Genomic DNA, 19,599 nt, shown 5'->3' on the forward strand with positions numbered 1-19,599 from the left:
CGACCGGGTCGTCAAGTCCCGCCCTTCACGCTATGCCGTTCGCTTCCTCAATAGGGACCTTAACTGAACGGCATTACAGCCTCGGCTGCCATTTTTGTTTCTGCACGCGACCCCGTTCAGGCGATCAGGTCGTGCTCTTTCAGCGTGCGCAGCGCGGCGCGGTACTCGCCTTCCTGGTGCAGCTTGTTCCAGTCCAGCGGCTTCCTGCGCGCGAACAGCTTGCGGATGCGGCGCTGCGAGGTCTTGTCGATGCCCACGTCAAGCTCGGTCAGCAACTGGTCGGCGCGCTCCGGGTGGTTGCAGATCAGCACCATGTCGCAGCCCGCGGTCAGCGCGGCGCGCGCAGCCTCGGTGACATTGCCGGCGACGCTGGCGCCTTCCATGCTGAGGTCGTCGCTGAAGATCACGCCCTCGAAGCCCAGCTGGGCGCGCAGCACGTCCTGCAGCCAGTAGCGCGAGAAGCCGGCCGGGTTCGGGTCGACCTTGGGGTAGATCACGTGCGCCGGCATCACCGACGACAGCGACAGGCCCAGCCACTCGTACGGGCGCGCATCCTGCCCCAGGATCTCGTCCAGCGAGCGCTCGTCGACCGGGATCGCCACGTGCGAATCGGCCTCGACGTAGCCGTGGCCGGGGAAGTGCTTGCCGCAGTTGCTCATGCCGGCCAGCAGCAGGCCGTGGTTCAGGTGGCCGGCCAGCATCGACACCACGCGCGGATCGGCGTGGAAGGCGCGGTCGCCGATCACGGCGCTGCGGCCGTAGTCCAGGTCCAGCACCGGGGTAAAGCTCAGGTCGATGTCGCAGGCGCGCAGCTCGGCGGCCAGCACGTAGCCGCAGGCGACTGCCGCCTTGGTCGCGGCCAGCACGTCCCGCTCCCACAGCTCGCCCAGGCGGTGCATCGCCGGCAGGTGGGTGAAGCCGTCGGTCTTGCAGCGCTGCACGCGCCCGCCTTCATGGTCGATGCAGATCAGCACGTCGTCGCGCACTGCGCGGATCGCGCGCGTCAGCGCCAGCAGTTGCGCGCGCGACTCGAAATTGCGCGCGAACAGGATCACGCCGCCGGTCAGCGGATGCGCGATGCGGCGCGCATCCTCCGCGTCGAGCTGCTTGCCGACGACGTCGAGGACCACCGGGCCCGGCCGCTTGCCGGAGTTCTTCTTGGACATGGAAGTTGTTGGATTCACAAGGCTGTAGGTTAGGAAGCCGCCCCGCCCGCACGCTCGGCAATGGCGAAGGCGACGGCAAAGTCGTGCTCGTCACTGACACTGACCCGCACGGTGAGCCCGCGTTCCGCCAGCCATGCGGCCAGCTCGCCATGGCACACCGGCGTGGGCTCGCCGGACGGCAGGTTCATCAGCTCCATCGCGCGCCACGTCATCGGCCAGCGCATGCCCAGGCCGATGGCCTTGGAGAACGCCTCCTTGGCAGCGAAGCGCGTGGACAGGAAGGCCAGCCCGCGCTTTTCGGAACGCGCCTTGCGGGCGTGGTACTTGGCCAGCTCATCGGGGCCCAGCACCTTCTCCGCGAAACGGCCGTTGGTGCGTTCCATCACGCCCTGCACGCGGGCGATCTGGATGATGTCGGTGCCGACGCCGTAGATCACGCCGGGGCGCCCGCGGCAGGGTAGCGCGTGCCCAGGCGCGCGGCGACCATGATGGCCTTCATCTCGCGCACCGCGTTCTCCCAGCCTGCGAACACCGCATGCGCCACGATCGCGTGGCCGATGTTCAGTTCCTTGATGCCGGGCAGCGCGGCGATCGGCTGCACATTGGTGTAATGCAGGCCATGGCCGGCGTTGACCACCAGGCCGTGCTTCTGGCCGGCATCGACGCCATCGGCGATGCGGCGGAACTCGAGCGCCTGCTCATCGGGCGTATGCGCATCGGCATAGCGGCCGGTATGCAGCTCGATTACCGGCGCGCCGCACGCGGCCGCCGCGGCGATCTGGTCGGCATCGGGATCGATGAACAGCGACACGCGGATGCCGGCGCCGGCCAGCTGCGCGCACGCCGCCTTGACCTGCTCGAAACGCCCGGCCACATCCAGCCCGCCCTCGGTGGTCACTTCCTCGCGGCGCTCCGGCACCAGGCACACGTCCTGCGGACGGATCTCGCAGGCGATGTCGAGCATCTCCTGCGTGATCGCGCATTCCAGGTTCATGCGCGTGGCCAGTTGAGGGCGCAGTGCGCGCACGTCGGCATCGCGGATATGGCGGCGGTCTTCGCGCAGGTGCAGCGTGATCAGGTCGGCGCCGGCCTGTTCCGCCAGCAGCGCGGCACGGATGGGATCGGGGTACACGGTGCCGCGCGCGTTGCGCAGCGTGGCGACGTGGTCAATATTGACGCCAAGGTCGATGACGCCCGGATTTGCGTGGAAGATCATGCGAGCAGGTGCAGGAGTAAGTCGGATGGTTCTTGAGTCGGTCAGAGATACTGCAGGTCGATCAGTATCTGGCGCGTCTTCAGCGGCGCGCCTTGCAGATAATAATGCAGCAGGAACCGCATCAGCGCGCGGCTTTGCGCGGCGGTCTGCGCGCGGCTGTAATCGTCCTGCGCCATGTCCAGCAGCGTCTGGCCAGCGACCACCGGCCATGACGACGGGTCGCTCGGCTGCGCGCGGCGCACGCCGCGCTCTGGCTGGTAGACATAGTCCAGGCCTGGCTGGACCCGCTCACCGGTGCTCAGGCACTGGTCGAAGGCCACCGCGAAGCCGGTTTCCTGCAGCAGCACGCGTTCAAAGCTGCGCAGCACCAGCCCGGCTTGCTCGCCGTGCGCCAGCCGCGTGAGCGTCGTCAGGTAGTGGCGGAACAAGGCCGGATGCGCGTCCTCGCGCGGGCAGAAGCGCATCAGCAGCTCATTCAGGTAGAACGCTGACAGCAGCGCGTCGCCGTCCAGCGGCGGCATGCCGCCGACCCACTCGGCCTTGGTCAGGGTCTTGACCTCGCCGCGGCCGCTCCATGACACCGAGACCGGGTGGAAATGCTGCAGCACCGCGCGCAGCGCCGAGTGCGGGCGCTTGGCGCCCTTGGCCACCATCGAGATGCGGCCGTAGTCGCGCGTGAACAGGTCCAGGATCAGGCTGGTCTCGCGATACGGCCAGGCGTGCAGCACAAAGCCGGGCTGCTCGGCCACGCGCGACTCGGGCCGCGCCGGCACGATGCGCATGGCGCGGTCCATCATCGCGCGCGCGGCCGCGTCGGCCATGCCCGGCAGCGCCTTGCTGTCGAGCAGTTCGGCGGCCTCGTCGACCACGGGGTCGGCGCGGCGGGACCGTGGCGCCGGCGCCGGCGCGCGCGCGATGTCAGCCGTCTTGCTCACTGGTCGCTCGCCGTTATGCTCACTCGTAGCCGTACGCGCGCAGCCCGGCTTCGTTGTCGGCCCAGCCGCTCTTCACCTTGATCCACATTTCCAGGTAGACCTTGCCGTCGAACAGCTTCTCCATGTCCAGGCGCGCCTCGGTGGAGATCTGCTTGAGCTTGGCGCCCTTGTTGCCGATGATCATGGCCTTGTGCGCGTCGCGCTCGACCAGGATGGTGGCAAAGACGCGGCGCAGGCGGCCCTCGGTCTCGAACTTGTCGATGATCACGGTGCTGGTGTACGGCAGCTCGTCGCCGGTCCAGCGGAACACCTTCTCGCGGATGATCTCCGAGGCCAGGAAGCGCTCGCTGCGGTCGGTCATGGCGTCGGCGTCATACATCGGCTCGCCTTCCGGCAGGTAGGGCCGGATGATCGCGAACAGCCGCGCGATATGGTCGTGGGTCTTGGCCGTCATCGGCACCACTTCGCGGAACGGGAACTGCTGCCCCATCTTTTCCAGGAAGGGCATCATCACTTCCGAGCGGTTCTCGCCGTTGACGCGGTCCAGCTTGTTGGCGATCAGCAGCACCGGCGTGTTCTTCGGCAGCAGCGACAGCACCTTCTCGTCGTCGGCGCCGTAGTAGCCGGCCTCGACCACGAACAGGACCAGGTCCACCGACGACAGCGTGGACGTGACCGCGCGGTTCAGCGAACGGTTCAGCGCGCTGGCGTGACGGGTCTGGAAGCCCGGCGTGTCGACGAACACATACTGCGCGTCATCCGTGGTCTGGATGCCGACGATGCGGTGCCGCGTGGTCTGCGCCTTGCGCGAGGTGATGCTGATCTTCTGGCCGACCAGCGCGTTCATCAGCGTGGACTTGCCCACGTTGGGGCGGCCGACGATGGCCACGGTGCCGCAGCGGAACGCCGCGGCCGGGGTATCCGCCGCGTCTTGCTGCGGATGGGTAGATTCGGTCATTCCTTCAACCTGAGAGACAGCTGTGGGTCTTGCGGCACGGGTTGCTTGCGGGTCTTGCCGGTGCGCTCGGCGCGGCTGCGCTTGAGCAACTGCGGCACCAGCTTCTGGACTTCGTCCAGCGCCAGCTTGGCGGCGGCCTGCTCGGCGGCGCGCCGCGAGGCGCCGGTGCCGAACACCCGGACTTCCAGTTTAGGCACCGTGCACTCGACTTCAAACTGCTGGCTGTGCGCGGCCCCGTGTGTGGCGATTACGTTATATTGCGGCAGGGCGATCTTATGGCCCTGCAGGTATTCCTGCAGCAGGGTCTTGGCGTCCTTGCCGAGCGTGCGCGGATCGACCTGCTCCAGGATCGGGATATAGAGCTTGCGGATCAGCGCCCGGGCGGCATCGAAGCCGGCGTCCAGGAACACCGCGCCGACGATGGCTTCGAGCGCATCGGCCAGGATCGACGGGCGGCGAAAGCCTCCGCTCTTGAGTTCGCCCTCGCCCAGGCGCAGGGTATCGGACAACTGCAGCATCTGGGCGATCTCGTACAGCGCCTGCTGCTTGACCAGATTGGCCCGCACGCGCGACAGGTCGCCCTCGTCGAGCTTGCCGAACATGCCATAGAGCATGTCCGCCACGGCGCAGTTGAGCACCGAATCGCCCAGGAATTCAAGGCGTTCGTTGTGCTGGGCGCTGTGGCTGCGGTGCGTCAGCGCCTGTTGCAGCAATTCGGGCTTGCTGAATCGGTAGCCGAGTCGTTGCTGCAAGGCGTCAAGGTTCATATCAGTGCTGCGTTCCTGAATAGGTAATCAGTAGGCTCAGGGGTCCGTAGACGGGCACCTCGGTCCGGTACGAGAAATCGACCGACTGGATGGTGCCGTTCTCGTCTTCCCGAATCAGGAGGTCCTCAGCCTTGACTGCGGTAATCCGGTCGATGACTGCCTGCTTTTCAAAATAATCGACCACTTCGCGCTTGTTGGCGGCGCGCTGCTTGGCATAGCTGGCCGCGCGCTTGACCGAAAAATACTCCACCAGGCTCGGGATCGCGCGCAGGGCCGGCAAGGCCACCCCGATCACGAACACCACGATCACCAGCAGCGTCCAGACGGAAAACCCGCCCATGGCTGCCCGGCGTCGCACCGGATTCCTGCCCCCCACCTTCCCAAATTGACCCATGATGCGCTTGTCCTCGTTTTGCGTTGAGTGTTCTTGCGCCGCGGGGATTCTTATTTGAACGTTCCCACGCGTCCGAAATTGCCCAGGTTCATCCAGATCACAAAGGCCTTGCCGACGATATTCTCGTCCGGCACGAACCCCCAGTAACGGGAATCCAGGCTGTTGTCCCGGTTGTCACCCATGACGAAATAGTGACCTGCAGGTACCTTGCAGGTCACGCCCTGTTGATTGTAAGTGCAGTTTTCCCGGTACGGGAAATCCGGGTCCGCCCCCGCGATAAACGACGGGCGGTCGGCGTCGTTCAGGATGCCATGATCGACGCTGCCTGGCAGCTTTTCGCGGAAATGCTTGGAATACGCCAGGCGCTCCTCGTCCAGGAAATCCGGCAGCGCAGTGTACTCGGCCGGCTTGCCATTGATGGTCAGGCGCTTGTTGGCATACTGCACCACGTCGCCCGGCACGCCGATCACGCGCTTGATGTAGTCGAGCGACGGGTCCTTCGGGTAGCGGAACACCATCACGTCGCCGCGCTGCGGCTCGCCCATGTTCACGACCTTCTTGTTCACCACCGGCAGGCGGATGCCGTACTCGTACTTGTTGACAAGGATGAAGTCGCCGATCAGCAGCGTCGGGATCATCGAGCCGGACGGGATCTTGAACGGCTCGACCACGAACGAGCGCAGCACGAACACCGCCAGGATCACCGGGAAGAAACTGGCCGAATACTCCAGCCACCACGGCTGGCGCAGCTTTTCCTCGGCCAGGCGCTTGCGCGTGGCGTCAGCTTCCGCCGCGCCGAAGCGGCCCTGCAGGCCGGCCTGGCGCGAATCGAACTCGGCCAGCGCCAGCCGCGCCGAAGAGCGGCGCTGCCGCTCGAACACGAGCTTGTCCGCAACCCACGCGACGCCCGTAATCACCACCAGCACAAAAAGGATCAGTGCAAAATTCATGACGGCTTCTGGTTTTTTGAAATCCTGGTACAGCCTGTTCTTTCACCACGGGGGCACCGCCGCGCGTGGCACTGCCCTGCTCGCTGCGCCTTCTTACTTGTCGTCCACCTGCAGGATGGCCAGGAAAGCCTCCTGCGGGATCTCGACCGTACCGACCTGCTTCATCCGCTTCTTGCCGGCCTTCTGCTTTTCCAGCAGCTTCTTCTTGCGCGTGATGTCCCCGCCGTAACACTTGGCCAGCACGTTCTTGCGCAGCGCCTTGACGTTTTCGCGCGCAATGATATTCGCGCCGATCGCGGCCTGGATCGCCACGTCGTACATCTGGCGCGGAATGATCTCACGCATCTTGGCCGCGACCTCGCGGCCGCGGTATTGCGAGTTCGAACGGTGCACGATCACCGACAGCGCATCGACCTTGTCGCTGTTGATCAGGATGTCGACCTTGACCACGTCCGACGGGCGATATTCCTTGAACTCGTAATCCATCGACGCATAGCCGCGCGACACCGACTTCAGGCGGTCGAAGAAGTCCATCACGATTTCCGCCATCGGGATTTCGTAGGTCAGCTGCACCTGCTTGCCGTGGTAGCTCATGTTGATTTGCGAGCCGCGCTTCTGCGTGCACAGCGTAATCACCGAGCCGACATATTCCTGCGGCATATACAGGTTGACGGTGACGATCGGTTCCAGGATCGCCTCGATCTTGCTCGGGTCCGGCATCTTCGCCGGATTTTCCACGGTGATCACGGTGCCGTCGCGCATCTCGACCTGGTACACCACCGTCGGCGCGGTGGTGATCAGGTCCATGTCGAACTCGCGCTCCAGGCGCTCCTGCACGATCTCCATGTGCAGCAGGCCGAGGAAGCCGCAGCGGAAGCCGAAGCCCAGCGCCTGCGACACTTCCGGCTCGAACATCAGCGAGGCATCGTTCAGGCGCAGCTTTTCCAGCGACTCGCGCAGGGCCTCGTACTGGTTGGCCTCGACCGGGTACAGGCCGGCGAACACCTGCGGCTTGACTTCCTTGAAGCCGGGCAGCGGCGCCTCGGCCTTGCGCTGCATGGTGGTGATGGTGTCGCCCACCTTGGCCGCCTTCAGTTCCTTGATGCCGGCGATGACGAAGCCGACCTCGCCCGCCGTCAGCGCATCGCGGGGGATCGACTTCGGCGTAAACACGCCCACCTGCTCGACCAGGTGCTGTGAGCCGTTGGCCATCAGCAGTACCTTGTCCTTGGGACGCAGGGTGCCGTTGACCACGCGCACCAGCATCACCACGCCAACGTAGTTGTCGAACCACGAGTCGATGATCAGCGCCTGCAGCGGCGCGTCGGCGTCGCCCTTGGGCGGCGGCACCTTGGCGATCAGCGCCTCGATCACGTCCTGCACGCCCTGCCCGGTCTTGGCCGAGCACGGCGTGGCGTCCTGCGCGTCGATGCCGATCACGTCCTCGATCTCCTGGATCGCGTTATCGGGGTCGGCCTGCGGCAGGTCGATCTTGTTGAGCACCGGCACCACTTCGACGCCCAGCTCGATCGCGGTGTAGCAGTTGGCCACGGTCTGCGCCTCAACGCCCTGCGAGGCGTCGACCACCAGCAGCGCGCCTTCGCAGGCGGACAGCGAGCGGCTCACTTCATAGCTGAAGTCGACGTGTCCCGGGGTGTCGATCAGGTTCAGGTTGTAGACCTGGCCGTCGCGCGCCTTGTAGCTGAGCGCAGCGGTCTGCGCCTTGATGGTGATGCCGCGCTCCTTTTCGATATCCATCGAATCGAGGACCTGCGCTTCCATCTCCCGATCCGACAGCCCTCCACAAAGCTGAATGATCCGGTCGGCCAGGGTGGACTTCCCATGGTCGATATGGGCAATGATCGAGAAATTACGGATATGGTCCATCTAGTGTTCAGGGGGGCGCCGGCGTGAGAGCCCGCGCGGCAACAAGCGGTTGAGCGGCCCGGCGCCGCGCGCCGCAAGGCGTGCGCGGGCGTACCGCAGGTTCGGGGGGTGCAATTTTTGCGCCAATCCGCAATTTTACCGGATTTTCAATGACTTCCGGGTCGTCAAATGGCGGCGTGGCGCGGTTGGCGGCGGTTACCGGCGGGGATCAGCGGGTGGTGTGCGCGCCACCATGTGCGGCAAGCCACACCCTTACGGCCGCTTCGTCGAGGAAATAGTGGCAAAGCTCCACGGCGCTGCCTTGCAAGTCTGCTGGCGTGCCTGGCATCAGCACCGGCACCAGCTCGCCAAAGCGGTCTTCCAGCCCCGCATCGGTATCGACATCCACCTCATGCAGGGTGAAAGAAAAATCGCGCCGGAGCGGCTCCAGCGCGACCTTCATGTCGTCGCAAAGGTGGCAGTATGCCCGGCCGTACAGTGTCAGCGCGGGCATACCGATCATGCGGATCAGCGGCTGGACGTGGCGCCCGGACGCAGCGTCAGCACCTGGGTGGCGTCGCCGCGCCGCACGAACACCGCGGCAATCCGGTTCTTGTCCAGGCTACGCACCAGCTCATTGAACTGGCGGGCGTTGGTCACGTCCGTATCGCCCAGGCGCAGGATGATGTCGCCCGGACGGATGCCGGCACGCAGCGCCGGGCCGTCGGCCACTTCCACCTCGACACCCGACTTGAGCTTGAGCTCCTTCAGGCGCGCCTCGGGCAGGTCGTTGACCACCAGGCCCAGCGCGTTGGGCTTGCCGGCCTGTGCCGCGCTGTCGTCCTTGGGCGTTGCGCCGCTGCGGGACTTGGCCTTGCCGTCCGGCTCCAGCTCGGTGACGGTGATCGTGACGTCGCGGGTCGCGCCCTTGCGCCACAGCTGCAGCGGCACGCGCGTGCCCGGCTTGGTCTCGCCCACCATGCGCGGCAGGTCCGAGGCCCGCTCGATATCGCGGCCGTTGAACTTGAGGATGATGTCGCCAGCCTCGATGCCCGCCTTCTCGGCAGGACCACCCGGCTCGACGCTGCCGACCAGCGCGCCGCGCGCACGGCCCAGGCCCAGCGAATCGGCCACCTCCTTGGTGACGTCGCCGATGGCCACGGCGATGCGTCCGCGTGTCACGCGCCCGGAGGCCTTGAGCTGCTCGGACACGCGCATCGCCTCGTCGATCGGGATCGCGAACGAGATGCCCATGTAGCCGCCGCTGCGGCTGTAGATCTGCGAGTTGATGCCGATCACTTCGCCGCGCAGGTTGATCAGCGGGCCGCCGGAATTGCCGGGGTTGACCGCCACGTCGGTCTGGATGAACGGCAGGTAGTCGCCCGTGTCGCGGCCCTTGGCCGAGACGATGCCGGCGGTCACGCTGTTGTCCAGGCCGAACGGCGAGCCGATCGCCAGCACCCATTCGCCGGCGCGGACCTTGTTGGAATCGCCCAGCGGAAGGCGCGGCAGGCCGCTGGCCTCGACCTTGAGCAGCGCCACGTCGGTGCGCTTGTCCGAGCCGATCAGCTTGGCCTTGAATTCGCGCTTGTCGGGCAGCGTCACATAGATGGTTTCGGCGTCGGCGACCACGTGCGCGTTGGTCATCACGTAGCCGTCCTGGCTGATGATGAAGCCCGAACCCACGCCGCGGCTCTGCTCTTCCTGCTGCGGCGGCTGGCCGCGGCGGGGGGCGCCGGGCGCCGGGGCACCGGGCATCGGCACGCCGAAGAAGCGCCGGAAGAATTCCGCCATCTCGTCATCGCCGCCGGGCGCACCGCGCTGGCGCACGAGTTCCGTGGTGCGGATATTGACCACGGCCGGGCTGGCCTTTTCCACCAGGTCGGTGAAATCGGGCAGGTTGTAGTTGGAGGCGGCAGCCTGGGCATGGCTGACTTCGGCAACAGTCGGGCCGAGCAGCATCATGGCAGCCATGACCACGGCCCGCGCCAGGGCTGGGGATCTGAACATCATCGACAACTCCCGGGATTCAGCAAATAGAAGAAAAACCGTCTGGATGTGATCCCGTGGCGGGGACCCCTGCGCAGGTTTCATGGAGCCGGCGCCGGGACAGAGTCCGGCGGCGTCGGCTGCACCTGCGTCAAGCTCAGTGTACCGCCTTGGGCGGGCGGTATTCCACGGCGGTCGCAAACTGCCGGACGGTGCTCGCCGGCACCTCGCCCACCACGGTAATCCAGAAATCGGCAATCCGGCGCACCACGACCTGGGTCGCGCCCAGCGCGGCCACGCCCTCGCGGCGCACGCGTTGCTCGGAAACCGGTTCAATGAAAACCGACAGGCCGGTCAGCCCATCGCTGTAGACCACCTGCAGCACTTCGAAGACCTGGCCGCGCGCGTTGCCCGGCGCGGGCGCGCGCAGCTCGCCGAGCGGACGGCGGACTTCACGGATCTTCTGGAAGCCCTTGAGCGGCACCGCAATCGACCAGCCCTCGTCGGCGATATTGGTCGGCTGGTAGATCACCTCATAGCGATTCCAGCTGCTGGAATTCTTGATCGCCCCGAGGATACGCTGCTTTTCGGACGGCACCCCGATCTGCACCTGCGAGAACGCGACCTGCTCCAGCACCTTGCCGCCGTCGCCAATGGTCTGCGCGCGCATCAGCAGGCCGGAGTTTTTCTCCGCCCACAGGTGCACCGCATAGCGTGCGGCATCGTGCGGCTCCAGCGCGAAGACCTCGCACTCCATGCCTGCCACCCGCTCGGCGGGCATCTTGCGCATGTCGTACAGGTCCAGCACGTCGTTCTTGTTGGTGGCGAGCAGCGCCGGGAAGCGGTCCTTGGCTTCCTGCTTCTCCACCACCACCAGCTTGGCTTCGGGGATCAGGCTGTGCACCACGTCATTCTGCCGCAGCACCTCGCGCGGCTTGCCGTCGAGCGTTTCCAGGCGTTCGTACTCGTTGTGGACGAGATCGCTGTAATGCTGGATACGCGAGGCGTGCATGACGCTGCCGCGCTGGTAGATCAGCGTGCCGACATAGTTTTCGCGCTGTGCGGCTTTGTGGATCTTGTTGAGCCAGGCGGTGGCGTCGCGTCGGTTCAGCGTACTGTCTGAAGGCTGTGCGGTGGCCGCGGCAGCGCTCAGACACAAGGCCAGAAAAAAGGACCTACGCAGGGCCCTGATTTTCTGCGCGCCCGCTACATAGGCGGGCGACCCTCCTTTATGCATGTCCGGCATTATTCCTGCGTATTTTCCTGAGTGAAGTTTGCACCGTTGGCAACCGTGCGCATGGTGGGCACGAACGCATCCGTTGCCACCGACGTGCGATGGGCACGCAGGTATTCGTCCAGGCGCGGGTCGCGGATCATCTGGGGACTTTCTGCCGCCACGGTGACGATGCCAGGGGCCGGGCTGGCCGCAGGCTGGTCGGCGCGCGCCACCACGGCATCGGGGGTGGCCAGCGTGGCGGGGCCGCGCATCTGCGGCACGACCACCCAGCTGACCGCTGCCACGGCGGCGGCGATCGCGGTGCCCGGCATCACGCGGCGCACCCACGACGGCCTGACCAGCAGGCGGTGGCGGGCGCTGGCCTGCGCCACTGCCGGCACCAGTACGTGCGGCTCGGCTTCCAGGCGCGCGGAGAAACGAGAGAGGAAAGCAGTGGTGGAACCCGCGTGCGTCAGGTCTTCCGAACGCAGCGTGTCGCCGATCAACTGGTAAGTGGCCCAGTCGGACATGCCGGCATCGCTTTTCGCGAGACCCAGCACGGCATCGACTTCGTGCAGCGCCAGTTCGCCATCCATCAGTACGGAGATCTGCTCCGCTGCTTCCACTACATGAACCGACTGCTTATGAGCCTGACCCATTTCCCACCCCAAGACATTCCATTGAACACCGATAATCCCGTCACTTCTGTCGCTTATCGATGCAGGAATACGCTGCAACGCTGGCCGCACGACATTCTTCTCGACTACCCGACTACTACCACCGCTTGCCCTCTGCCGTTCCCAGCAGCGGACGCAATTTCTCGGCAATCGCCTCGCGCGCCCGGAAGATCCGCGAACGCACCGTGCCGATCGGACATCCCATCGCTTCGGCGATCTCCTCATAGCTGAGGCCCTCGATCTCGCGCAGCGTGATGGCGGTCCGCAATTCCTCCGGAAGGGCCTCCATGGCGCGGTTCACCGTCTCGGCGACCTGGCGCGTGTGAAGCATCGATTCCGGCGTATTGATATCCCTTAGTTGCTCACCGTCCGCAAAAGTTTCAGCCTCTTCTGCATCGATATCGCTGGACGCTTCCGGGCGGCGGCCCTGGGTGGCCAGGTAGTTCTTGGCCGTGTTGACGGCGATCCGGTACAGCCACGTATAGAAGGCCGACTCCCCGCGGAACTGGGGCAAGGCGCGGTATGCCTTGATAAAGGCATCCTGCGCCACATCCTCAACCTCAGCGGGGTCCCTGACCAGGCGCGAAATCAGGCGAATGATCTTCCGATGGTATTTGGTCACCAGAAGTTCAAAGGCCCGCTTGTCGCCCTGCTGGACGCGTTCAACTAGGAGCTGATCGGCTTCGCGTTCGCTCACGTATGGCTCACCTGCAGTGTATCTCTTGGTTTGGTCGTCACGACAAACGTTGTATTTTACCTACGATTCTAAGCCCGCCCGGAGAAGCAACGCGCATCCTGTGACCGTAAGCTAACAAAATCGTTCCCCTGCCGGCATATCAGGTTGCACCCGCAGTGCAACTCTGGCGGCGCGTTGCAACCGCCGCGCCATCTCGGGCGAACCCGCCTGCCAGGGAAGAAAGAGGGCGCCCGGCATCCCGGGCGCTCTGGGGACCAGGCGCACGACAGCGGCGCCGCCGGCCTGCCAGCATTGCCTGATCACAGCCTCGTGCCGGGCACCGCCCGGCCCTTGCAGGCGGATCCGCAATGGCCCCTTGCCGTCGGGCGCGTGCAGCACCGCGGTGCAGCGCCAGCGCAGGCCGCGCCACCACGCCGGCCAGGCACGCACCGTCGCCGTGACGACAAGCGTGAGTCCCAGCGCCATGGCGGCATGCCCCCAATGGAAACCAGACTGACTGCCGGCCACCACATCGGCCAGCGTCCGCGCCAGCAGCGCGAGCGCCAGCGTTTCGCCGGCACAAAACACGAACAGGGCCCACCGCAACGGGTGGACCCTGCCCTGGCGCAGCCCGCGAAGGGCCCGCCTCAGCCACGGATCAGGCGCGGCGGAAAACAAGCGTGCCGTTGGTGCCGCCGAAACCGAAGTTGTTCTTCACCGCGACGTCGATCTTCATCTCGCGCGCCGTGTTGGCCACGTAGTCCAGGTCGCACTCGGGATCCTGGTTGTCGAGGTTGATCGTCGGCGGCGACACCTGGTTGTGCAGCGCCAGCACGGTGAAGACCGATTCCACGCCGCCGGCACCGCCCAGCAGATGGCCGGTCATCGACTTGGTCGAGTTCACCACCATCTTGTAGGCCTGCTCGCCGAATGCGGCCTTGATCGCATCGGATTCGTTCTTGTCACCCAGCGGCGTGGACGTGCCGTGGGCGTTCAGGTAGTGCACCTGGTCGGTATTGATGCCGGCGTCCTTGAGCGCATTGACCATGCAACGGCGCGGGCCGTCCATGTTCGGCGCGGTCATGTGATAGGCGTCGCCGCTCATGCCAAAGCCGATCAGCTCGGCATAGATGCGCGCGCCGCGCGCCTTGGCCGACTCGTACTCCTCCAGCATCATCACCCCCGCGCCTTCGCCCAGCACGAAGCCGTCGCGGTCCTTGTCCCACGGACGCGAAGCGGCCGCCGGATCGTCATTGCGCGTCGACAGCGCACGCGCAGCGGCGAAACCGCCGATGCCCAGCGGCGACACGGTCGACTCGGCACCGCCCGCCAGCATGGCGTCGGCATCGCCGGCCTGGATCAGGCGGGCGGCCAGGCCAATGCTGTGCAGGCCGGTCGTGCAAGCGGTCACGGCAGCCAGGTTCGGGCCCTTGATGCCGTGGATGATCGACAGGTGGCCCGCGATCATGTTGATGATCGATCCCGGCACGAAGAACGGCGAAATCCGGCGCGGACCACGCTCGGTCAGCACGGCGTGGGTTTCTTCGATCAACGGCAGCCCGCCGATGCCCGAACCGACCAGCACGCCGATGCGCTCGGCATTGGCGTCGGTCACTTCCAGGCCGCTGTCCTTCAGCGCCTGCGTGCCGGCTGCAATGCCGAAATGGATAAAGGTATCCATCGCGCGGGCTTCCTTGGCGGGGATGTAGTCCTCGGCATTGAAACCCTTCACTTCACCGGCAAAGTGCACGGAAAGCGCGGAGTGATCGAATTTGGTGATGGTGGCGATGCCGGACTTGCCGGCAACCAGGTTGGCCCAGCCTTCGGCAACCGTGTTTCCGACCGGAGACACAAGGCCAAGCCCAGTGACGACGACGCGACGACGGCTCACTATGTTTTCCTACGGGTGCGTGAAACGGGAACGGAACGGAGATCAACCCGCCGCCGGCCTTGCGGGCCGCACGGCGAAGCACATTCCATTCTGCTTCTTCAAACAGACGAAAGCCACAGAAAACAGCAAGGCGCGGCCGCAACGGCCCGCCCACCTGCCTTCTGTGGCTCGGAATGCAGAGACGACGGGCTTAGGCCTTGACGTGCGCGGTGGCGTAGTCGATAGCCTGTTGCACGGTCGTGATCTTTTCGGCTTCCTCATCAGGAATTTCCATGCCGAATTCATCTTCCAACGCCATCACGAGTTCAACCGTGTCCAGCGAGTCCGCACCGAGATCGTTCACGAACGACGATTCGTTCTTGATGTCTGCCTCGGCCACGCCAAGCTGTTCTGCCACGATTTTCTTGACGCGTTGTTCGATATTGTCCATGTAACCCTCCAGGGAAGTTCGACAAAAAGTGGGCGCATTTTAGCAGGTTTGAGGCGACAGAAATGCCGCCTGCCAAGCTTTGCAAGAATCGCGCCCGTTTGGTTCGGAAAACTACTACTTCAGGCAGCTTCTTCGGGCTTCTTCCCCGAAACCAGCCAACCAGAAACCCATTAATTCATGTACATCCCGCCGTTCACATGCAGCGTAGTGCCGGTAATGTAAGCGGCTTGCGGACCAGCCAGGAAGGCCACCGCGTTGGCGATATCCTCCGGCTGGCCAAGGCGACCCAGCGGGATCTGTGTCTTGAGAGAAGCATGCTGCTCTTCGGACAGCGCCTTGGTCATGTCGGTGTCGATAAAGCCCGGCGCGACACAGTTCACGGTCACGTTGCGGCTGCCGATTTCCGCGGCCAGCGAGCGGGTCATGCCCGCCACGCCCGCCTTGGCAGCAGAGTAGTTCATCTGGCCGGGGTTGCCGACCGAGCCCACCACCGAAGTGATATTGATGATGCGGCCCTGGCGGGCCTTCATCATCGGGCGCAGCACCGCGCGCGACAGGCGGAATACCGAGGTCAGGTTGGTCTGGATCACGGCCAGCCAGTCCTCGTCCTTCATGCGCATCGCCAGCTGGTCCTGCGTGATGCCGGCATTGTTGACCAGCACGCCGATGCCGCCGTGGGTCTTGACGATCTCGTCGATGAGCGCGTCGCAAGCGGCCGCGTCATTGACGTTGAGCACGGCGCCCTTGCCCTTCAGGCCATCGGCGCCGAGGTAATCGGTGATGCCGGCCGCGCCGGCTTCGCTGGTGGCGGTGCCGATCACGGTGGCGCCCTGGCGGGCCAGTTCCAGCGCGATGGCACGGCCGATGCCGCGCGAGGCGCCGGTGACCAGCGCAATCTGGTTGTCGAGAAGTTTGGTCATGCGGATGTCCTCTTGCTTACTTCAGCAGTGCCAGCGTGTCTTGCAGCGAGGCCGGATCGAAGATCGCGCCGCCGGTCAGGTTGCCGTCGATGCGCTTGGTCATGCCGGCCAGCACCTTGCCGGGGCCGCATTCGATCACGTGCGTGATGCCTTCGGCGGCCATCTTCTGCACGCACTCGACCCAGCGCACCGGCGCGGCGGCCTGGCGCACCAGGGCGTCCTTGATCGCGTCCGGATCATTGACGATGGCGACGTCGACGTTGTTCACCAGCGGGATCGACGGCGCCGAGAAAGCCAGGCCGGCCATGCGCTCGCGCAGGCGGTCCGAAGCGGGCTTGAGCAGCGACGAGTGGAACGGCGCCGACACCGGCAGCGGCAGCGCGCGCTTGGCGCCCTTGCCCTTGGCGATTTCGCAGGCCTTCTCGACCGCGGCCTTGTGGCCGGCGATCACCACCTGCGACGGCGCGTTGAAGTTCACGGCCTCGACCACGCCCGCGGCCGATGCCTCGGCGCAAGCGGCGCGCACGTCGTCATCGGACAGGCCCAGGATCGCGGCCATGGCGCCCTCGCCCACCGGCACGGCTTCCTGCATGGCTTGCGCGCGGAAGCGCACCAGCGGCACCGCATCGGCAAACGGGATCACGCCCGCAGCCACCAGCGCCGAGTATTCGCCCAGGCTGTGGCCGGCAACCAGCGCCGGCGCCGGGCCACCGGCGTCCAGCCAGGCACGGTAGACCGCCACGGCGGCGGTCAGCATCACCGGCTGCGTGTTGGTGGTCAGGTTCAGCTCTTCGGCGGGGCCTTCGGCGATCAGGCGGCCGAGATCCTGGCCGAGCGCGGCCGAGGCTTCTTCCACGGTGGCGCGCACCACGGCGTTATCGGCGAAGGCATTGAGCATGCCGACCGACTGCGAACCCTGGCCGGGAAATACGAAAGCGAATTTCATCGGAATGGAACCCTAACAAGAAACGGGTGGCCGGCGCCGCGGCATGTCCTGCATGCGCGGCATGCCATGGCGCCGGCCGCGAATCACATGCGCAGCAGCACCGCGCCCCAGGTGAAGCCGCCGCCCACGCCTTCCATCAGCACGGTCTGGCCCGGGCGGATGCGGCCATCGCGCACCGCGACGTCCAGCGCCAGCGGGATCGACGCGGCCGAGGTGTTGCCGTGCTCATGCACGGTGGCGACCATGCGCTCCGCCGGCAGGCCCAGCTTCTTCGCCGTGCCCTGCATGATGCGGATATTGGCCTGGTGCGGAATCAGCCAGTCAACCTGGTCCGGCGTCAGGCTGGCAGCCTCCATGGCTTCGCGCGCGACCTTGTCCAGCACATTCACGGCCAGCTTGAACACAGCCTGACCGTCCATGTGCAGGAACGGGTTGCCGGTGATGTTGCCGCCGGCGACGTTGCCCGGCACGCACAGGATATCGACATGCCTGCCGTCCGAGTGCATCGCGGTGGACAGGATCCCCGGCTCCTCGGAGGCCGACAGCAGCACGGCGCCGGCACCGTCGCCGAACAGCACGCAGGTGGTGCGGTCGTTGAAGTCCAGGATGCGCGAGAACACCTCGGTGCCGATCACCAGCACGTTGCGGTGCGAGCCGCTGCGGATGAACTTGTCGGCCGTGGCCAGCGCGTACACGAAGCCCGAGCACACCGCCTGCAGGTCGAAGGCCGGGCAGTGGTTGGTGATGCCCAGCTTTTCCTGCACGATGCAGGCCGTGCTGGGGAACACAAAGTCCGGCGTCGAGGTGGCGACGATGATCAGGTCGATGCTCTGGCGGTCGATGCCGGCAGCTTCGATGGCCTGCTCGGCAGCCTTGACCGCGAGATCGCTGCTGGTCACATCCGGCTCGGCCCAGTGGCGTGCGGAAATGCCGCTGCGCGAGACGATCCAGTCGTCGCTGGTCTCGATGCCCTTTTCGGCAAGCTGCGTGGCCAGGTCATGGTTGGTCACGCGCCGCGGAGGCAGGTAGCTCCCGGTACCGATGATTTTTGCGTACTTGGTCATGTATTGTCGGATCGTATGGCCCGCAGGCACCCTCGACCGGCGCGCGTGGCGCTCAGGCGACGTGGGGGCTGGGATGCGCGCCAGGCACCTCTGTCTCCGGGGCGGGCTGTGCAGCGCCTGCGGCGCTGGATTTATCGGCAAAAGCCCGGGTAATGCGGGCGATCACGCCATTCTTGGCGGCATCATACCCGCGTTTGATGGCCCACTCAAAAGAATGGGCATCGGCCGAGCCGTGGCTCTTGATCACCAGCCCGCGCAGCCCAAGCAGCGAGGCGCCGTTGTAGCGCGCCGGGTCGAGTCGCCTGGCCAGGCGCGACAGCACCGGCATGGCGACCGCGGCCAGCAGCTTGGTGAACCACGAGCGGGTGAATTCCTCCTTGATCATACTGCCGATCATCTTGGCCAGGCCCTCGGTGCTCTTGAGTGCCACGTTGCCGACAAAGCCGTCGCAGACCACGATGTCGGTAGTGCCCTTGAAGATGTCGTTGCCTTCCACGTTGCCGTAGAAGTTCAGCTCCGAGGCGCGCAGCAGTTCACCCGCACGCTTGACCACCTCATTGCCCTTGATGACTTCCTCGCCGATGTTCAGCAGGCCCACCGTGGGGTGGTCCTTGTGGTCGACCACGGCCACCATGGCGTCGGCCATGCGCGCGAACTGCAGCAGGTGCTCGGGCTCGCAGTCGGCATTGGCGCCCAGGTCCAGCACGGTGGTGCCCCAGCCTTGCTCGTTCGGGATGGTGGTGGCGATGGCCGGCCGCTCGATGCCTTCGAGCGTCTTGAGCACATAGCGCGACACCGCCATCAGCGCGCCGGTATTGCCGGCGGAGATGCAGGCACCGGCCAGGCCTTCCTTGACCTGCGTGACGGCGACGCGCATCGAGGAGTCCCTCTTCTTGCGCAGCGCCACCTCGACCGGGTCATCCATGGTGATGACCTCGGTGGCCTCGACGATCGTCACGCGCGGATGGTCCAGCGCGTGCAGCTTTTTCAGCTGCGTCCGGATGGGGTCGGGCAAGCCGACCAGCACCATCTCGGCGTCGTCGTGGCGGGAAAGAAAACTGATCGCCGCAGGCACCGTCACGGAGACTCCGTGATCGCCGCCCATGCAGTCGATAGCGATTTTGATCGTCATTGTTCCTGGTACGGATAGCGCGGCGGCGCACGCCACGCTCGGCGGGAAATCCGAGCGCCCAACAAAAAAGCGGCAACGATCTTGCCGCTTTTTTGTCTCTGACCTTTTAGTGTCCGACCTACAGGCATGCGCGAGCGAGACGCAACGTCACGCCGAACGAAGCTATCAGTCGTTCTTGGTCTTGATGACCTTGCGGCCACGGTAGTAGCCGTTCGGGCTGACGTGGTGACGCAGGTGGGTTTCGCCGGTGGTCGGCTCAACTGCCAGCGGCGCGGCCGACAGGTGATCGTGCGAACGGTGCATGCCGCGCTTGGACGGCGACTTCTTGTTCTGTTGAACAGCCATGATGACTCCTTCGAGAATTTTTCAATATTAACACACGCATCCCGCCCAAGGCGTAGCCGGG

22 protein-coding genes are annotated in these 19,599 nt (G+C 65.5%); all 22 read right to left on the reverse strand.

Annotation, left to right across the window (positions count from 1 at the left end):
* Window positions 1–116: 116 nt before the first annotated feature.
* The 22 genes from nagZ to rpmF all read right to left on the reverse strand — a co-directional run bounded on the left by nagZ (window position 117) and on the right by rpmF (window position 19,538).
* Window positions 117–1,166, reverse strand: coding sequence for a beta-N-acetylhexosaminidase (nagZ, locus tag AC07UK_RS05190; protein WP_494687471.1), 1,050 nt, complete (start codon window positions 1,164–1,166; stop codon window positions 117–119).
* A 29-nt stretch (window positions 1,167–1,195) separates the two neighbouring features.
* Window positions 1,196–1,603 (reverse strand): holo-ACP synthase, encoded by a 408-nt coding sequence (gene acpS / locus AC07UK_RS05195; RefSeq protein ID WP_114132452.1) that lies wholly within the window; start codon window positions 1,601–1,603, stop codon window positions 1,196–1,198.
* Complete coding sequence (gene pdxJ, locus AC07UK_RS05200) at window positions 1,600–2,382, reverse strand: pyridoxine 5'-phosphate synthase (RefSeq protein ID WP_035818358.1); 783 nt, start codon at window positions 2,380–2,382, stop codon at window positions 1,600–1,602. The genes acpS and pdxJ overlap by 4 nt, the downstream gene beginning before the upstream one ends.
* Window positions 2,383–2,423: 41 nt before the next feature.
* Window positions 2,424–3,317 (reverse strand): DNA repair protein RecO, encoded by an 894-nt coding sequence (gene recO / locus AC07UK_RS05205; RefSeq protein ID WP_436222203.1) that lies wholly within the window; start codon window positions 3,315–3,317, stop codon window positions 2,424–2,426.
* 19 nt (window positions 3,318–3,336) lie between these two features.
* Window positions 3,337–4,275, reverse strand: a complete 939-nt coding sequence (gene era, locus AC07UK_RS05210) for a GTPase Era (RefSeq protein ID WP_013957360.1) — start codon at window positions 4,273–4,275, stop codon at window positions 3,337–3,339.
* Window positions 4,272–5,042 (reverse strand): ribonuclease III, encoded by a 771-nt coding sequence (gene rnc / locus AC07UK_RS05215; protein WP_010814690.1) that lies wholly within the window; start codon window positions 5,040–5,042, stop codon window positions 4,272–4,274. The genes era and rnc overlap by 4 nt, the downstream gene beginning before the upstream one ends.
* A gap of 1 nt (window position 5,043) precedes the next feature.
* Window positions 5,044–5,436, reverse strand: coding sequence for a DUF4845 domain-containing protein (locus tag AC07UK_RS05220; RefSeq protein ID WP_436222204.1), 393 nt, complete (start codon window positions 5,434–5,436; stop codon window positions 5,044–5,046).
* Between the two features lie 50 nt (window positions 5,437–5,486).
* Window positions 5,487–6,386: a signal peptidase I gene (gene lepB / locus AC07UK_RS05225; protein ID WP_436222205.1), complete on the reverse strand. Its 900-nt coding sequence runs from the start codon at window positions 6,384–6,386 to the stop codon at window positions 5,487–5,489.
* Window positions 6,387–6,479: 93 nt separating this feature from the next.
* Window positions 6,480–8,273, reverse strand: coding sequence for a translation elongation factor 4 (gene lepA / locus AC07UK_RS05230; RefSeq protein WP_013957363.1), 1,794 nt, complete (start codon window positions 8,271–8,273; stop codon window positions 6,480–6,482).
* A gap of 208 nt (window positions 8,274–8,481) precedes the next feature.
* Window positions 8,482–8,766: a glutaredoxin family protein gene (locus AC07UK_RS05235; protein ID WP_436223093.1), complete on the reverse strand. Its 285-nt coding sequence runs from the start codon at window positions 8,764–8,766 to the stop codon at window positions 8,482–8,484.
* Window positions 8,767–8,780: 14 nt separating this feature from the next.
* Complete coding sequence (locus AC07UK_RS05240; protein WP_436222206.1) at window positions 8,781–10,265, reverse strand: DegQ family serine endoprotease; 1,485 nt, start codon at window positions 10,263–10,265, stop codon at window positions 8,781–8,783.
* A 133-nt stretch (window positions 10,266–10,398) separates the two neighbouring features.
* Window positions 10,399–11,478, reverse strand: coding sequence for a MucB/RseB C-terminal domain-containing protein (locus tag AC07UK_RS05245; RefSeq protein ID WP_436222207.1), 1,080 nt, complete (start codon window positions 11,476–11,478; stop codon window positions 10,399–10,401).
* 8 nt (window positions 11,479–11,486) lie between these two features.
* Window positions 11,487–12,116, reverse strand: coding sequence for a sigma-E factor negative regulatory protein (locus AC07UK_RS05250; protein ID WP_114132446.1), 630 nt, complete (start codon window positions 12,114–12,116; stop codon window positions 11,487–11,489).
* Window positions 12,117–12,231: 115 nt separating this feature from the next.
* On the reverse strand, window positions 12,232–12,831 hold the full coding sequence (gene rpoE, locus AC07UK_RS05255) for an RNA polymerase sigma factor RpoE (RefSeq protein ID WP_010814682.1): 600 nt from the start codon (window positions 12,829–12,831) through the stop codon (window positions 12,232–12,234).
* A 111-nt stretch (window positions 12,832–12,942) separates the two neighbouring features.
* On the reverse strand, window positions 12,943–13,488 hold the full coding sequence (locus AC07UK_RS05260) for a hypothetical protein (RefSeq protein WP_436222208.1): 546 nt from the start codon (window positions 13,486–13,488) through the stop codon (window positions 12,943–12,945).
* Window positions 13,469–14,701 carry a beta-ketoacyl-ACP synthase II gene (gene fabF / locus AC07UK_RS05265; protein ID WP_436222209.1) on the reverse strand — a complete coding sequence of 411 codons (1,233 nt, stop codon included), beginning with the start codon at window positions 14,699–14,701 and terminating at the stop codon, window positions 13,469–13,471. Before fabF ends, AC07UK_RS05260 begins: the two co-directional genes overlap by 20 nt.
* A 190-nt stretch (window positions 14,702–14,891) precedes the next feature.
* Window positions 14,892–15,131 carry an acyl carrier protein gene (gene acpP, locus AC07UK_RS05270; RefSeq protein WP_008644813.1) on the reverse strand — a complete coding sequence of 80 codons (240 nt, stop codon included), beginning with the start codon at window positions 15,129–15,131 and terminating at the stop codon, window positions 14,892–14,894.
* 170 nt (window positions 15,132–15,301) lie between these two features.
* Window positions 15,302–16,051 (reverse strand): 3-oxoacyl-ACP reductase FabG, encoded by a 750-nt coding sequence (gene fabG, locus AC07UK_RS05275; protein ID WP_316150737.1) that lies wholly within the window; start codon window positions 16,049–16,051, stop codon window positions 15,302–15,304.
* A gap of 16 nt (window positions 16,052–16,067) precedes the next feature.
* Window positions 16,068–16,997 (reverse strand): ACP S-malonyltransferase, encoded by a 930-nt coding sequence (fabD, locus tag AC07UK_RS05280; protein WP_013957371.1) that lies wholly within the window; start codon window positions 16,995–16,997, stop codon window positions 16,068–16,070.
* 83 nt (window positions 16,998–17,080) lie between these two features.
* Window positions 17,081–18,061: a beta-ketoacyl-ACP synthase III gene (locus AC07UK_RS05285; protein WP_436222210.1), complete on the reverse strand. Its 981-nt coding sequence runs from the start codon at window positions 18,059–18,061 to the stop codon at window positions 17,081–17,083.
* Window positions 18,062–18,113: 52 nt separating this feature from the next.
* On the reverse strand, window positions 18,114–19,193 hold the full coding sequence (plsX, locus tag AC07UK_RS05290) for a phosphate acyltransferase PlsX (RefSeq protein ID WP_494687470.1): 1,080 nt from the start codon (window positions 19,191–19,193) through the stop codon (window positions 18,114–18,116).
* A gap of 165 nt (window positions 19,194–19,358) precedes the next feature.
* On the reverse strand, window positions 19,359–19,538 hold the full coding sequence (gene rpmF, locus AC07UK_RS05295) for a 50S ribosomal protein L32 (protein WP_010814675.1): 180 nt from the start codon (window positions 19,536–19,538) through the stop codon (window positions 19,359–19,361).
* Between the last annotated feature and the right edge of the window lie 61 nt (window positions 19,539–19,599).

This window comes from Cupriavidus sp. GW821-FHT07C08, from assembly GCF_059419025.1.